General features: G+C 65.9%; 14 protein-coding genes. 3 read left to right on the top strand and 11 right to left on the bottom strand.

From position 1 onward, the window contains the following. The 7 genes from ACVILH_RS32660 to ygfZ all read right to left on the bottom strand — a co-directional run bounded on the left by ACVILH_RS32660 (position 1) and on the right by ygfZ (position 6,114). Entirely contained in the window at positions 1–2,682 is a 2,682-nt protein-coding gene (locus ACVILH_RS32660; RefSeq protein ID WP_456716569.1) for a DUF2339 domain-containing protein, read from the bottom strand. Between the two features lie 208 nt (positions 2,683–2,890). Beyond that, positions 2,891–3,397 (bottom strand): tyrosine phosphatase family protein, encoded by a 507-nt coding sequence (locus ACVILH_RS32655; protein WP_456716568.1) that lies wholly within the window; start codon positions 3,395–3,397, stop codon positions 2,891–2,893. A gap of 120 nt (positions 3,398–3,517) precedes the next feature. Then, positions 3,518–3,742 carry a hypothetical protein gene (locus ACVILH_RS32650; RefSeq protein ID WP_456716567.1) on the bottom strand — a complete coding sequence of 75 codons (225 nt, stop codon included), beginning with the start codon at positions 3,740–3,742 and terminating at the stop codon, positions 3,518–3,520. Next, the gene (locus ACVILH_RS32645; protein ID WP_456716566.1) at positions 3,739–3,978 is read right to left on the bottom strand and encodes a hypothetical protein; all 240 of its coding nucleotides are present in this window, start codon (positions 3,976–3,978) and stop codon (positions 3,739–3,741) included. The genes ACVILH_RS32650 and ACVILH_RS32645 overlap by 4 nt, the downstream gene beginning before the upstream one ends. 1 nt (position 3,979) lies before the next feature. Next, positions 3,980–4,597 (bottom strand): YfbR-like 5'-deoxynucleotidase, encoded by a 618-nt coding sequence (locus ACVILH_RS32640; RefSeq protein WP_456716565.1) that lies wholly within the window; start codon positions 4,595–4,597, stop codon positions 3,980–3,982. Further along, positions 4,594–5,220, bottom strand: coding sequence for a DNA-3-methyladenine glycosylase I (locus ACVILH_RS32635; RefSeq protein WP_456716564.1), 627 nt, complete (start codon positions 5,218–5,220; stop codon positions 4,594–4,596). The genes ACVILH_RS32640 and ACVILH_RS32635 overlap by 4 nt, the downstream gene beginning before the upstream one ends. Before the next feature lie 9 nt (positions 5,221–5,229). After that, on the bottom strand, positions 5,230–6,114 hold the full coding sequence (gene ygfZ / locus ACVILH_RS32630) for a CAF17-like 4Fe-4S cluster assembly/insertion protein YgfZ (protein WP_456716563.1): 885 nt from the start codon (positions 6,112–6,114) through the stop codon (positions 5,230–5,232). A 197-nt stretch (positions 6,115–6,311) separates the two neighbouring features. Between ygfZ and ACVILH_RS32625 the strand changes: the two genes are divergently transcribed. Next, positions 6,312–7,646, top strand: a complete 1,335-nt coding sequence (locus tag ACVILH_RS32625; RefSeq protein WP_456716562.1) for a dihydroorotase — start codon at positions 6,312–6,314, stop codon at positions 7,644–7,646. 413 nt (positions 7,647–8,059) lie between these two features. On the opposite strand, the gene ACVILH_RS32620 is transcribed toward ACVILH_RS32625, so the two are convergent. Continuing rightward, the gene (locus ACVILH_RS32620; RefSeq protein ID WP_006610699.1) at positions 8,060–8,575 is read right to left on the bottom strand and encodes a protein phosphatase CheZ; all 516 of its coding nucleotides are present in this window, start codon (positions 8,573–8,575) and stop codon (positions 8,060–8,062) included. A 683-nt stretch (positions 8,576–9,258) separates the two neighbouring features. Here ACVILH_RS32620 and ACVILH_RS32615 point away from each other — a divergent pair. Next, the gene (locus ACVILH_RS32615; RefSeq protein ID WP_456716561.1) at positions 9,259–9,693 is read left to right on the top strand and encodes a hypothetical protein; all 435 of its coding nucleotides are present in this window, start codon (positions 9,259–9,261) and stop codon (positions 9,691–9,693) included. Between the two features lie 514 nt (positions 9,694–10,207). After that, entirely contained in the window at positions 10,208–11,338 is a 1,131-nt protein-coding gene (locus ACVILH_RS32610) for a sterol desaturase family protein (RefSeq protein WP_456716560.1), read from the top strand. A 986-nt stretch (positions 11,339–12,324) separates the two neighbouring features. Here the strand turns inward: ACVILH_RS32610 and ACVILH_RS32605 are convergent. From ACVILH_RS32605 to ACVILH_RS32595, 3 genes are all read right to left on the bottom strand, one after another. Continuing rightward, the gene (locus tag ACVILH_RS32605) at positions 12,325–12,591 is read right to left on the bottom strand and encodes a hypothetical protein (protein WP_006610703.1); all 267 of its coding nucleotides are present in this window, start codon (positions 12,589–12,591) and stop codon (positions 12,325–12,327) included. 154 nt (positions 12,592–12,745) lie between these two features. After that, entirely contained in the window at positions 12,746–13,144 is a 399-nt protein-coding gene (locus tag ACVILH_RS32600; RefSeq protein WP_456716559.1) for a TIGR02301 family protein, read from the bottom strand. Between the two features lie 44 nt (positions 13,145–13,188). Beyond that, on the bottom strand, positions 13,189–13,617 hold the full coding sequence (locus tag ACVILH_RS32595; protein ID WP_456716558.1) for an NUDIX hydrolase: 429 nt from the start codon (positions 13,615–13,617) through the stop codon (positions 13,189–13,191). Positions 13,618–13,651: the final 34 nt, after the last annotated feature.

The following is a 13,651-nucleotide window of genomic DNA, read 5'->3' as shown; positions in this document are numbered from 1 at the left end:
CTACGCCGCCGGCTCGGCCGGCGGCGCCTGCTGCTGCCGCCGGAACAGCACCTTTTGGTACAGCCAGCCGATCGCGACCAGCACCAGGCCAAGGCCGATGAAGGACAGCGCGCGCCACACGCCCGTCAGCGCGGACATGTCGACCAGGAAGGCCTTGAGGATGGTCAGCGCAATCACGATCGCCGAGGCGAGGCGGGCGCGCTGCGACGATACGACGATGCCGATGCCGAGCAGCACCACGCCGAAGGCGAGCCAGGCGATCGAGTAGGTGTACTGCTCGGCTGCGCTGGTGACGCCGCTCGTCAGATCCGGGCCGTGATAGATCCGGCGGATCTCCAGGCTCACATAGGCCAGCGCCAGGATCAGCGCGCCGGCGGCGAGCGTGTTGCCATAGGCCGGCGGACGCCGGGCTGCGACCGCGTAGGACAGCAGCAGCATCAGCACGGCCGGGAAGGCGTAGGCCAGGATCAGGATGTTGAGCACGCCGCCTTTGATCGTGACGTCCGAGATCATCGGGTTCTCGAACAGCAGCAATCCGAGCAGAGTGGCGCTGCCGGCGAAGCCGGTCAGGATGACGGCGCCGATATTGTGAACGACGCTCCCGCTGCGCTCGCGCAGCCGCTCCAGCCCGATCGCCAGCGCCAGCGCGACACACACGTCGAGGCCGATCTCGGCGAGCGACGGCGCCGCGAGCATGTCGCCGTCATTGACGGCATGGCGGATCTCCAGGAACGCCAGCAGCGTCGTGAACAGGATTGCCGCAGCCTCGACCGCGCGCAACGGCGCGTCGTCGCCATAGCGGCGCATCAGAATGCTCGCGCCCCAGAACGACGCGGCCGGCACGCCATAGCCCCACAGCAGCCAGTTGAGGATCGGCGTGGTGCCGACATCGGCGCCGACGATGCGCGGGTCATAGCCGATCCGGAACACGACGAGTCCAGCGAACACCGCAGCCAGCGTGCGCAGGAACGGGATCGGCCGGTTCTCGAAGATCCAGGCGGTGCCGAGCGACATCAAGGCGAGCGCGATCGTCAGCCAGCCCTTCTCCAGCGCAAAGGTCAGCGCCAGCGCCAGCGCGCCGAGCGTGCCTGTCGCGAACAGCGCGATCGAGGCCGACAGGCCCGGCCGTTCCTCGCGCCGCGTCAGGAGCTCGGTTGCCGCGGCAAAGGCGGCCGCAAGCACGACCGCGAGGATCGCGAATGGGATTGAGCGGTCGAGATGCGCAATGCGCGCATACAATGCGACCAGCAATGCGACCGGCGTGAACACGCCGGCGGCCGACCACACCACCGGCACGACCGCATTGTGCGCGCGGCCCTGCGCCAGGAAGCCGGCGCCGCCGAAGCCGAGCGCGAAGATGGCCGCCGTCACCAGATGCGACGTCACGGAGGCGCCAAGCGGGTTCGGTCCCATGCCGGGCAGCGCGCCGCCAGGCAGCACGAGCAGCTCCGGATTGTCGCGCAGCGCCCATTCGGCGAACACCAGGAACACCGTGCCGGCGGCTGCTGCGACCGCGCCGGTCGCGCTCGGCGCGCGCCAGGCGACCGCGAGCGTGGCCGCGATCAGCACCGTGAAGCCGATCAGCGCCAGCCCATCATGGAAGCTCGCGAGCACGATCAGCATCGCGCCGAGCAGGTAGACGGCAAGCCCTACTGATGAGATCGGCTCGATCTCGTCGGTGTCGGCCGCCGGGCCGAACAGCAAGCCGCAGACGACGATCAGCGCGGCCAGCGCAAAACCTGTGACGACGTGGAAGACGTGCGGCGCCACCGTCTCGACGCCGGCATCGAGGCCGGGCAGGGTCCACAGGAACGACAGCCCGATCGTGGTCATCGCCAGCCAGCGCCACAGCCGCACGCGCGCCAGCGCAAAGGCGGCCGCCGTGACGATCGCGATGTAGATGTACAGCGCCCAGTAGTTCGGCTGGCCCGTGGAGACCAGCACCGGCGTCGTGAAGGCGGCGACGAGGCCGAGACCGGCCAGCGCCGGGCCGTGCAGCAGCGCCGCCGCGAGCGTGCCGAGCGCGACGAGGCCGAGCAGCACGAAGGCGATCGCCGGCGCCAGGAAGTCATACAGCGCATACGCCGCGTAGATCGTGGCGAAGGCGACCGCCGTGCCGGCGGCGGTCAGGATCGCCGGGATGTTGGCGATCGGCAGCGCCGCGATCTGCGAGATGCTCTCTCTGCGCCGCGTCCATTCGCCGGCCGCCAGCAGTGCTGCGGCGAACAATGCGCCGAGGGCGACGCGGACCTCGGGGCCGACCAGGCCGGCCTCGATCGAATAGCGCACCATGAAGAAGCCGCCGAGCGCGAGCGTCAGCCCGCCGATCCACACCACCCAGCGCGTGCCGATGGTCTCCTCGAAGCCGGCTTGGGCTTGCGGCAAGGGCGGGACGAAGGACGGCGGCTGATCGGCCTCCGCGTCGCTCGTCATCGCCGCGGACTGCAGGGCAGGCTCCGCGGCCTCGGGCAGCGGCGGCGGCACCGACGGGGCTGCGGCGGCCTCCTGGAACGGATGGAGCGACGGCGCGGTCGACACCTCCGGCGCGGCCATGCGGGGAGCCGTTTCCAGCCTGCTGAGTCGGGCCTCCACCTCCGTCAGCCGAACGGAGGTTTTTCGTGCCACGACCAGCGCCGCGAACGCGATCAGGAGGGCAATCCAGTCCAGAGGCCAGTCGAACATCCCGTCGCAGTCCTGACATCGATGGCGCCCGCCGGCGTCATGGGAGAGGGAACAGAGGGCCTTGCAAGCCCGGAGCGGTCGCGCAGCGAATCGGACCACGGCAGGTGCGTGCCGTCACGATGGCTGCAGTTCCTTGAGTGTCAAACCGCGCGAGGGAAGTTCAAGCCGCGCCGGTATGAAGCTACTCGGCGCATCGGAATCGGGCAGCTCATTCCAGGTCGATGCGGAACGGCTGGCTGTCGACCATCATCGCGCCCGGGCCGATCGCGTCCAGCGCGCGCACCATGCGGCCCTGGCGGCCCAGCGCGCGGTCGGCGAGGCTGACGATCAGCCGGTTGGGGGAGGCGATCGGCGAGGCCTGGCGGATCGCCCAGGCGATGTCGAGCTCGTCGCGCTGCGGGTTGAGCGCGCAGGCGGCCGCAAACGCGCTCGCGGTGGAGCGGCTGATGCCGGCATAGCAATGGATGACCAGCGGCGCGGCGCGGTCCCAGCCGCGCACGAACTCCAGCACCTGGGTGACGTGCTCGTCGTTCGGCGCCATGAAGCCCGGCAGCTCCTCGGTGATGTCGTCGACCGAGACCCGCAGATGGTTCTCGGGGCGGATGCTCTCCGGCCGCTGCACCTGCTCGACATTGGCCATGATGGTCAGCACGTGACTGGCGCCGGTCAGGCGCACGGTCTCGGGCAAAGCGGCAAGTGAGCAGACGTGGATCATGAGGTGCCTTTGGACGCCCGATTATACGAACGGCGACACAAGGGCAAAAGCGCGTTTTGGATGTCAGCTGTCGGGCGGGCGCATATGTCCCGCTCCGGCGCCTTCCTGCGCCGGCGCGGCTCAGCGGGTGTTCTTGAGCTGCCGCAGCTCCTGCCGCACCAGATGCGCCTTGCCCTCGATCTCGGCGTTGAGGCGCTCGAGATGCTCCAGCACGCGCTCACGGCTCGGCGAGGCGACCTCGATCGGCTTCTCGGCCCAGGGACGGCGCACGAGCAGGGCCACCATGGCGACGGCCAGGGCGGTCAGGAGCGGGAAGCTCAGGGCAACGAGCTGGTGCGTGGTCATCGAAGACCTCCCAGGATCCACTGACCCAGCAAATGTAGGAGAACTCCGGTCGCAATGCAAACCACGCCCGAGCCATAGATCAGCCCGGCCGGGGTGCCCGGCGGCAGCACGCCATAGACGAACTGGGCGAGCGGCACGAACGTCCCGGCGGTGACGATCGCGGTCGCCAGCGTGTTCATCCAGTTGGCCGCCAGTCTCAGCCGCTCGTTGCGGCGCTCGTCCGGCGTCAGCGGCATCTCAGCACGACTCCAGCACCAGGTTGAAGCGGGTCAGGAACCGTTTCTCGGCCTTGGCCGCGCTCCAGGGCGTCAGGTACTCCGTCACGGTCGCCTCCGGCAGGCCGGGATCGCGGCCGAACAGCTTCTTCGCCTCGCTCTCGGAAAACCCCGCCAGACGAGTGGCCTCCAGATAGGCTGAGCCGCGATCGGCGGCCTTGATCTGCCGCTCGATCTCCGGCGCGAGCTCGGCCGGCAGGCCGAAGCGGATGTGGATGGCGCCGAGCAGCCGCTTCTCGACGCTCTTGTAGCTGCCGCCCAGCACCGCCTTGAACGGCGAGATCATGTCGCCGATGACGTATTCCGGCGCGTCGTGCAGCAGCGCCGCGAGCCGCAGCTTCGCATCGATGTTCGGCTTCTTCGCGCGCATCACGATCTCCACCAGCAACGTGTGCTGCGCCACGGAGAAGATGTGCGCGCCCGACGTCTGGCCGTTCCAGCGCGCCACGCGCGCCAGGCCGTGCGCGATGTCGGCGATCTCGACATCGAGCGGCGAGGGGTCGATGAGGTTGAGCCGCCGGCCGGATAGCATGCGCTGCCAGACGCGGTCGTGCCCGTTGTCGGGCGTCTTGGTCGTCATTTGATCTTGAGGCGGGGAGTGCGGCGCTTGCCGCTGCAGGTCTCGTGACAGAAGCAGGTGACGAGATGATCGTTGACCATCCCGGTCGCCTGCATGAAGGCGTAGACGATCGTGGGGCCGACGAACTTGAAGCCCCGCGCGGACAGCTCCTTCGACATCTTGATCGACAGCGGCGTCGAGGCCGGCACGCTCGCGGTGGTCTTGAACTGATTCACCTTCGGCGCGCCGTCCATGAAGCCCCACAACAGCTTCGAGAAGCCGGGGCCCTTGTCCTGGATGTCGAGCCAGGATTTCGCACTCAGGATCGCGCCCTCGATCTTGGCGCGGTTGCGCACGATGCCGGCATCGTTCATCAGCGCGTGGATCTTCTTGTCGCTGTAACGCGCGATCTTCTCCGGCTGGAAGTCATCGAAGGCCCGGCGGAAATTGTCGCGCTTGCGCAAAATCGTGATCCACGACAGCCCGGCCTGAAAGCCGTCGAGGATCAGCTTCTCATACAGCGCGCGGTCGTCATATTCCGGCACGCCCCACTCGGTGTCGTGATAGGCGACATAGAGCGGATCGCTGCCCGGCCAGGGGCAGCGCGTCAGACCATCGGGATGGACGATCGCGGCGCGACCCATGTCAGCGGCTCAGGCGACCGTCTGCTTCGGCGCGCCCTGCAGCGCCTCGGGATCGGCAATGCGGAGAGTGAGACCGCCCGCCGTCAGCGGCGTGCCGGCCTCGATCGCCTCGGCGACGCGGTCGATGCGCACCAGCGCCAAGCCCTTCTGCTGCGCGGCCGAGCCCATCGTCCCGACGCTCTTCTCGCCGGCGAGAATCGGCGTGCCCGGCTCCGGGCTCGGCCCATCGAGCACGACCTGCGCGGTGCGCGTCCGTGTCGTGCCGCGATGATGCATGCGGCTCACCACCTCTTGGCCGACATAGCAGCCCTTGCCGATGTCGACGCCGTGCAGCCGGTCCATGTTGGTCTCGTAGGGAAACGCATCGCCATACATGAAGTCGAGCCCGCCGCGCGGCACGGTGAGATCGATCCGATGCGCCTCGTAGTCTGCGGCTGGAACGACCTCTGCGCCCAGGCGCGCCGCGATCTCGGCGAGCTCGGCCTGCGGCGCGATGACGCGGCAGCCCAGCGCCTCGTGGCGCGGATCCTTGAAGCACAGATCGAGCGCCACACCCGGAGCGCCGTCCCAGACCGCGATGATGCCGGACTGGTCGGACAGATTGCTGATCGCGACCTTGGCGCGCAGCTTGTACAGGTTGAGCTTGTCCGTCAGCGCCTGCGCCAGCGCGCGCGGGGCATCCAGCAGGAAGCGCTCACCAGTCTCGACCGAAGGCGCCTGCGCCACCAGGAAATCGATGATGATCTTGCCCTGCGGCGTCAGCAATGCTCCGAACCGGGCCTCGCCCGGAACGAGCTTGGTGACATCGGTGGTGACCAGTCCGTTGAGGAACTTGCGTGCATCGTCGCCGCTGACCTGGACCACGCCCCGGTCGTCGAGAAACGTCGCTTTCATTCGAAAAACCTCTTGCGACACGCCGCACTGAAACGTAAGCCGCCCTGGCATAAACCACAAGGCTGAAACGCCGCACTGCGGTGGCTTCATCCTAAAGATCGAGACATCCGCAGCCTCTCGGACCAGCAAATGGGCAGGCGCGCAGCATGTTCGCTCTGTCTCCGATGAATGCGGAGAATGAAATCCTAGAGGGGCTCATGAGCCAGCGGTTCGACGTCATTCTGAAATCCGGTACCGTGGTCAACCAGGACGGCGAGGGCGTCCGCGACATCGGCATCACGGCCGGCCGCATCGTCGAGATCGGCGATCTCGGCGCGGCCTCGGCCGCCGAGATCATCGACTGCAAGGGCCTGCACGTGCTGCCCGGCGTGATCGACACCCAGGTGCATTTCCGCGAGCCTGGTTTGACCCACAAGGAGGATCTCGAATCCGGCTCGCGCAGCGCCGTGATGGGCGGCGTCACCGCCGTGTTCGAGATGCCCAACACCAATCCGCTGACAGTCACCGAGGAGGCGTTCACCGCCAAGATCGACGCCGGCCGTCATCGCATGCATTGCGATTTCGCCTTCTTCATCGGCGGCACCCGCGAGAACGTCGAGCAGCTGCCGGTGCTGGAGCGCGCCGAGGGCTGCGCCGGCGTCAAGGTGTTCGTCGGCTCCTCCACCGGCTCGCTGCTGGTCGAGGACGATGACTCGCTGCGCCGCATCTTCCAGGTGATCCGCCGCCGCGCCGCCTTCCACGCCGAGGACGAATACCGCCTCAACGAGCGCAAGGGTCTGCGCGTCGAGAACGATCCGCGCTCGCACCCGGTGTGGCGCGACGAGGAGGCGGCGCTGCGCGCCACCCAGCGGCTCGTCAACCTCGCGCACGAGACCGGCAAGCGCATCCACGTGCTGCACATCTCGACCAAGGAAGAGATCGTCTATTTGCGCGACCACAAGGATGTCGCGACCGTCGAGGCGACGCCGCACCACCTCACGCTTGCTGCGCCCGAGTGCTACGAGCGGCTCGGCACCTACGCGCAGATGAATCCGCCGGTGCGCTCGGCCGACCATCGCGACGTGATCTGGTGGGGCGTGCACCAGGGCATCGTCGACATCCTCGGCTCCGATCACGCGCCGCACACGGCGGAAGAGAAGGCCAAGACCTATCCGGCCTCGCCCTCCGGCATGACCGGCGTGCAGACCCTGGTGCCGATCATGCTCGACCACGTCAACGCCGGCCGGCTGTCGCTGCAACGCTTCGTTGACCTCACCAGCGCCGGCCCCGCGCGCATCTACAACATCGCCCGCAAGGGCCGCATCGCCGCCGGCTACGACGCTGATCTCACGATCGTCGACCTCAAGCGCAGCGAGACCATCACCAACAAATGGGTCGCCTCGAAAGCCGGCTGGACGCCCTATGACGGCGTGCGCGTCACGGGCTGGCCCGTCGGCACATTCGTGCGCGGAAAGCGCGTGATGTGGCAGGGCGAACTGCTGACGCCGGCCACCGGCGAGCCGGTGCGCTTCATGGAGACGCTGCGGCCGTAAGGCGCGCTGCCACCTGTTAGCTCAGCCAACGCAGACGAGTGGACTGATCTCACCTGTCGCTTCGAGCTGCCCGATACAGCGCCCTCTCCCCCTGCGGGAGAGGGCATGTGCAGCCCATCCACAAGTGCGGTTGGGTGAGGGGTATCTCTCCGCGCACGCGCTCGTGGACAGATACCCCTCACCCAACCGAGTTCGCCGCTCTGTCCTACATGCCCTCTCCCGCAAGGGGAGAGGGCGCAGTCACGAGCAGCGCGTTTGCAGCTCTCAACTCTCTTAGCCCGGATGAGCGGTTGCTTGTTATTTGCTCCGTCATTGCGAGCGCAGCGAAGCAATCCAGAGTCCTTGCTGTATCCTGGATTGCTTCGCTGCGCTCGCAATGACGTGGAGCTGGCATTATGCCGCCCCGCCGCAACTCATCCGAACAGTTTGTCGATGTCGTCCTGGGAAATCGCCACGCCCGTCCGCTGCGGCCCATTCAGCAGGCTCGGCGCGCTCGGAGCCGTGAGCTCGGCGGCCATCCGCGCCAGCTCCTCCTTGCCCCAGATGCGGACCAGGCGGTTGATGTGGTCCTCCATGAATTTCAGCGACTTGACGACGCGCGTGATCCGCTGACCCGTGAGGTCCTGAAACGCGCAGGCTTCGAACACCTTGTTGGTGCTGTCCACGATCTCGTCGCAGACCGCCGCAGTCGCGGGGTCCTTGACGCCCTGCAGCTTCCCGACGCTGGCGCTGATCGACTCCATGCTTTCGAGGATCGTATTCCCGGCGGCTTCCGTATTTTCCACGATCGCGTCGAGGGTGTCGGTCATCGACGCGAAGCTGCCCTTGTCGCCCTGAAGGGCGGCGAGCTCGCGCCGCATGCTGCTAATGTTGCCGAACATCTCGACCAACAGCGTCTTCAGCATCCTCTCTTCTTCCGGCGCAATCATCAGAAATCCCCGACTTTTCCCTAAACGTTTCCTTAACCAGAGTCTTCACGCGGCAGTTTCAAGCTCCGCCTGCTCGTCCGTGACGGCATTTCGGATCTTGGTCCGGCGATGACCAGGTCGCGACACGGCTATCGAGTTTTCGCGTCAGCTCGAACCGGTACTGTGGTCAGGTCGGTGAAGATCAGCGACCTAGTTTTTCCCAATTTTGTTAAGGGCGAATGTTCATGCGGCCCAAGGCGATTGAATGGTGAAGGATTTCTGACGTGACTTGGCGGCGTTCGAAGAGGGGGCCTTCACGCGCAGACCTCTTAGCCCGGATGGGCGTGGCGACATCCGGGTTCCCAATGCTGCCCGGAAATCGGCTTCGCTCATCCGCTTTCGCTCGGCACTGTCCCAACGAAGGTCGTCCATTGACCAAGCTCGGATCGTCTGGTCATCGCGGATGATGGGCCGGCGATCTGTTCAGCTATCATCGAACACATAATCCGCGTTGCCCACGAGGACGCACGCGCTTGACGGTTTGGGGCTTCCGATTGCGTCCTAGAGCGGACTTTCTTGCCGATTCCATCTGGGCTGCAAAACCTCAGTCATTGCTTGGTGGTATATTCAGGAGAGCCGCTCAGCAAATACGACCCCTGGAGCACAGGCAATCTGTCGCTTAGCGCCAATCAATGAGTCAATAGATGACCGATCTTCCGGAGATCTCGTACCCTGCTCTCCTTTGGCGCAAAGGTTACATCTATCTCGCTGCGACGCCGCTCGAACTCTGTACACATCCAAGTTCGATGTTTGAGGAAACGGTCCAACGCGCCCGCTCGGGCGAATGGCGCTTGGTTGACGCCGACGGCCGGTCCTTCGATGTGCTAGATTGGGTCCGCGTTCGCCCGTTCGGCGGCATCAGAGCCATCGGGCCCTGGTTACTCCGCTCGATCTTTGCAATCCCGGTCTTAGCCAATGAAACGAGACTGTCACTGGCCGAGTTCAAGAAAGAACTGACCGGCGCAATCACGAGCCGCTATCGATATGACTCCGACAGGGCGCCGGCTGCACAGGCCATCAGGCTTCTGCGATCAGCAGACTCGTATTGGGCGGCCATCGACGTGCTGCCAAAGAGGTAGAGACAGGCTGGCGCATGCGGCTAACTTCTGTGCAGTTGCTGACCCGGAGCGGACATGTCGATCCTACGATGTGAGGTAGTGGACTGATATTGAGTAATCCGATAGAAGTTTCGTTGGGTAGTCGAATGATGTGATGCGCAATGAGCGGCGACAAGCGAAAAAGGCACATGCGCGATGGAATTTTTGCGCTGGCTTAATGCGGAGCGGCGAGGCTCCTCAAAGGGGTTGATGAGAATCGAGCGCCGGCGTCTAGACCCCGTCGTCCGCTATTGCGTGGAGCGCGGTCTGGCGAGGATTAGGCGCAAGCAATTCAGCACAAGACTAAGTGTGACGCTCTTGGATTCCGGACTACATCGCGACGAATAATGTGCAAGTAAGGGCCGCTTCTGGCCAAGGCGGACTGTGACTTCCTGTAATTTAACTATTATCAGCCATCTCCTTCCCCCAGTCATTTCATCCGTAAACTCTCATGTTTACGCTGACGCGCCTGAGGATCTTTGTTAGGAGACCGTCGATGGCTCGAGAAAGTTCCAGGCCGCGCATCGGGGAAGGGCGCATCGGCAGTTCGCTGTGCGCGGCGATCGGCGTGCTCAGCGTCGCTGCGGTGCTGTGCCTGCGCTATCCCGCCTTTCTCACGACGCCCGAGTTGCGCGTTCATTACGACGTCGAGCTGCTCCGCCTGACGCTGGCGATCGCCATGGTGGTCGGGGCCTGGCTCGGCGTCATCGGGATCGTGCTTGGCGGCCTGCGGCTGAGCGCTGCGATCGGCCTCAGCGCGCTGTTCCTCGCGATGCTGCTGGGCGGGCCCTATGTGCCGACGCCGGATTTTCTCCAGCCGCGCTTCTATCTCGGGCTGGATTGGCTGGTGCTGGATCTCTTCTTCACGGGGGCTGCCTTCGTGCTGCTCGAATGGGTCTTCCCGCGCGTGCGGCCGGAGCAGGGGCCGCTCAGCCCGGGCTGGAGGCTCGATCTCGCTTATTTCGGCGTCAACCATCTGCTGATCGGCGTCTTCCTGGTGGTCTCGACCCATTTTGCCCACGACTACTTCGCCTGGGCGATCAGCCCGTCCTTGCAGGCGCATGTCGTGGCCCTGCCGGCGATCGTCCGCTTCGTGCTGGTGATCCTCGCCGCCGATGCGGTCGAATACATCGCCCATCGCGCCTATCACGAGGTGCCGTGGCTGTGGCGGATCCATGCGGTCCATCATTCGCCGGAGCACATGGACTGGCTCTCGGGATCGCGCCTGCATTTCCTCGAGCCCTTGGCCACGCGCGCCCTCGTGCTGGTGCCGATCGTCCTGCTCGGCTTCCCGCAGGACACGATCTTCGCCTATCTCATTTTCATCTCGGTGCAATCGGTGCTGATCCATTCCAATATCAAGATGGATGTCGGCTGGCTGCGCTACGTGATCGTCACGCCGCAATTCCATCACTGGCACCACGCGTCGGACGCCGAGGCCCTCGACAAGAACTACGCGGCGCATACGCCGCTGTTCGACATGCTCGGCGGCACCTGGCATCTGCCCAAGGACCGCTGGCCGGTCAGATACGGCACGGTGAAGCCGATCCCCGGCGGCATGCTCGGCCAGTTCATGCACCCCTTCGTCGGGCCGGTGAAGGAATTCCTCGAGCATCGCGATCCCTGACGCAGCGTGCGCTGGTGCCAGCCTGAGAGCCGCAGCGCGGTTCCGTGGCGTGTGCTCTCCGGCCAATTCAGCGCGATCAGTCGAAATGTTTCCAGGCGTCGCGCGATCAAACGAGCTGGCTGCTGCGCCCTGCTGCTCGTCGGGCAAATCAGTGTGCAATTTCGTAGAGCGTGTCGACGCTCTCGGCCTCCGCGACTGTCCAAAACCCAGGCGCGGAAACGGCAAGTTTGCACGTCGCCTCAATGCGATCGCGGTCGCAGCGCCGCGTGGCTGCAGATTTCGTCTTTCTTTTTTCCAGAATTCGTGTCCCTCCTCTCGCATCCCGCCTCAACGAGAGGGGCGTACGCGCGGTCGTCACGAGACGCGAGGCGGGGAGGCGGTGGCCGTGTCGGGTTGCAGCGTGGCTTGTCCGCGCGGACGAACAATCTTGATGCGGACGTGAAGCCGTGTGGTCCTGACCTCCCGGTGCCGAGGTCAAGTCGGCTGTCGATGCGAGAGCGTCGGCGCTGATGATGGGGGCAAGACAGCCGGTCCCCAAGGAGAGCACGGAGTAAGCGTTAAACCCATCGCGCAGGGAAGGCTGGGCTCATCCGGCTGCACCTGTGGTTCCTGCCCCGTGCATTCTTGTTCGCACGGGGGCCATGGGCGTCAGCCGACGCTCAGCCTTCCCTGCGCCCTCGATCTTGCGAGGGACGAACGCCGGTCATCGCTCGGGCGCTTGCGCCGCGAGGACGATGAGACGTGCTCATCGCTCTTTGACATGTGAAGGTTGGATGCCGATGCGGGTGAGCGCTGACGCCGTCGTAACCACGGCGCCGCCGAGCATTTGAGCGGTAGGGTAGGCAAAGCGGCCGCCCGCAGGGTGGTTGCGTGCCCACCGTCGGAAGGCGAACGCGGAGTGCGGTGGGCACGGCGCGCGCGAGAGCGCGGCATTGTCAGCGGCAGCAGGGCGCGCCTTTGCCCACCCTACAGCCGACGCGAAAAACCTACTGCGTCGCGCGCGACAGCGAGAACTCGCCGTTGCGGATGCGCTCGGGAAAGCCCTCGACGAAGGTCGCGACCGCGTCCTCGCCATAGGTCGTCACGAGCTCGGCGAGGGCTGCGAACAGGCTGGCCTGCGCCAGGCAGTCGCCGTCGACGCCGTCATGGCGCGCTTCCGCCCAGGCTTCGTTGAGATAGCTGAGCGCGGCCTGCTTCTGCTCATGGTCGGGCAAGGCGGCGGGGAGGGCGCTGAAGGTGAGGGGATAGCTCATTGAATTCAGTCTGGCGGGGCCGCGAGGCGCGTTGATGTCCGAACGCGGGCGCGCCGGACAAGTGAGCATTACCACGCGAGGCGGGAACGCCTAGGCCAGTTCTTTAGGAAAGGTTAACAAGGTTAACGCAAACGTGGATAACGCGCCGGCCCCGTTAATTGGCGTAGCGCGCCGTGAGGTCGCGCGAGATCTTTGAGCCCTCGTCGATGTAGCGGCGGATCGCCACCATCGCCGCCGGCGTGCAGGTCCGGTAGGTCTGCTGGAAGCCGTTATAGCCGCGGTTGAAGCCGGCGATCATGCGGGCGCGGCGCTCGCCGGAGGGCGTCTCGGCGTCAATCAGGGCCTGCATCTGGTTGCGCCATTTCGCGCCCTCGTTGCTGCCGCAGATCCCACGGAGGTAATGCAGTGTGCCGAGGATCTCGGCCAGCCGTTGCAGGTCGCCATCGAACGGCGCGGCGGCATCCTGCGCCCGCACCGGCGCGGCGGCGCAGGCCGCAACGAGGACGAGAATGGCCAGCAGGCGTCTGGGGAACATCGGGAGCACCGCCGTCATATGCCTTTGCGCGGTGGCGGACGCAAGGCGGCTCTACGAGGCGGCTATACCAGCGCCCGGGCGGCGGCGATGATGTCCGGCAGGCCGTCGGTGAGGGGCAGGCCGTCCAGCTCATCGGGCGCGCGCCACAGCACATCGTCGAGCTCCTCGTTCAGCACGGGCTCGCCGGCCTGCCAGCGCGCGGCAAAGGGCAGGATCACGTAATGGCCGTCGCCGCCCTTGCCGCCGTGGCTGGCCGGCAGCACCTCGCGCCAGCCGGCCAGGCCGATGATGGCGATCGACAGCCCGGTCTCCTCCATCACCTCGCGCGCCAGCGCCTCATGCAGGCTCTCGCCGAGCTCGACCCGGCCCCCCGGCAGCGTGTAGGCGCCCTTGGCCGGCGACCGCGCCCGGCGAACCAGCATGATCCTGCCGTCGCGAAAGATCGCGGCGCTGACGGCGAGCTGAGGATGGCGGGGAGAGGCGGCGGTCATGGCAAGTCTATCCGGGGCAGAATATGCACGCTAA

This window comes from Bradyrhizobium sp. USDA 4353, assembly GCF_054063215.1.
Note: the sequence above shows the minus strand (reverse complement) of the source record. Positions and strands in the feature narration are given on the sequence as shown.

Excerpts from the sequence above, each read along its gene's own strand:
- ACVILH_RS32625 (WP_456716562.1), top strand. The coding sequence starts at position 6,312 with ATGAGCCAGCGGTTCGACGTCATTCTGAAATCCGGTACCGTGGTCAAC.
- ACVILH_RS32635 (WP_456716564.1), bottom strand. The coding sequence starts at position 5,220 with ATGGGTCGCGCCGCGATCGTCCATCCCGATGGTCTGACGCGCTGCCCC.
- ACVILH_RS32615 (WP_456716561.1), top strand. The coding sequence starts at position 9,259 with ATGACCGATCTTCCGGAGATCTCGTACCCTGCTCTCCTTTGGCGCAAA.
- ygfZ (WP_456716563.1), bottom strand. The coding sequence starts at position 6,114 with ATGAAAGCGACGTTTCTCGACGACCGGGGCGTGGTCCAGGTCAGCGGC.
- ACVILH_RS32595 (WP_456716558.1), bottom strand. The coding sequence starts at position 13,617 with ATGACCGCCGCCTCTCCCCGCCATCCTCAGCTCGCCGTCAGCGCCGCG.
- ACVILH_RS32645 (WP_456716566.1), bottom strand. The coding sequence starts at position 3,978 with ATGCCGCTGACGCCGGACGAGCGCCGCAACGAGCGGCTGAGACTGGCG.
- ACVILH_RS32610 (WP_456716560.1), top strand. The coding sequence starts at position 10,208 with ATGGCTCGAGAAAGTTCCAGGCCGCGCATCGGGGAAGGGCGCATCGGC.
- ACVILH_RS32620 (WP_006610699.1), bottom strand. The coding sequence starts at position 8,575 with ATGATTGCGCCGGAAGAAGAGAGGATGCTGAAGACGCTGTTGGTCGAG.
- ACVILH_RS32600 (WP_456716559.1), bottom strand. The coding sequence starts at position 13,144 with ATGACGGCGGTGCTCCCGATGTTCCCCAGACGCCTGCTGGCCATTCTC.
- ACVILH_RS32655 (WP_456716568.1), bottom strand. The coding sequence starts at position 3,397 with ATGATCCACGTCTGCTCACTTGCCGCTTTGCCCGAGACCGTGCGCCTG.
- ACVILH_RS32660 (WP_456716569.1), bottom strand. The coding sequence starts at position 2,682 with ATGTTCGACTGGCCTCTGGACTGGATTGCCCTCCTGATCGCGTTCGCG.
- ACVILH_RS32640 (WP_456716565.1), bottom strand. The coding sequence starts at position 4,597 with ATGACGACCAAGACGCCCGACAACGGGCACGACCGCGTCTGGCAGCGC.
- ACVILH_RS32605 (WP_006610703.1), bottom strand. The coding sequence starts at position 12,591 with ATGAGCTATCCCCTCACCTTCAGCGCCCTCCCCGCCGCCTTGCCCGAC.
- ACVILH_RS32650 (WP_456716567.1), bottom strand. The coding sequence starts at position 3,742 with ATGACCACGCACCAGCTCGTTGCCCTGAGCTTCCCGCTCCTGACCGCC.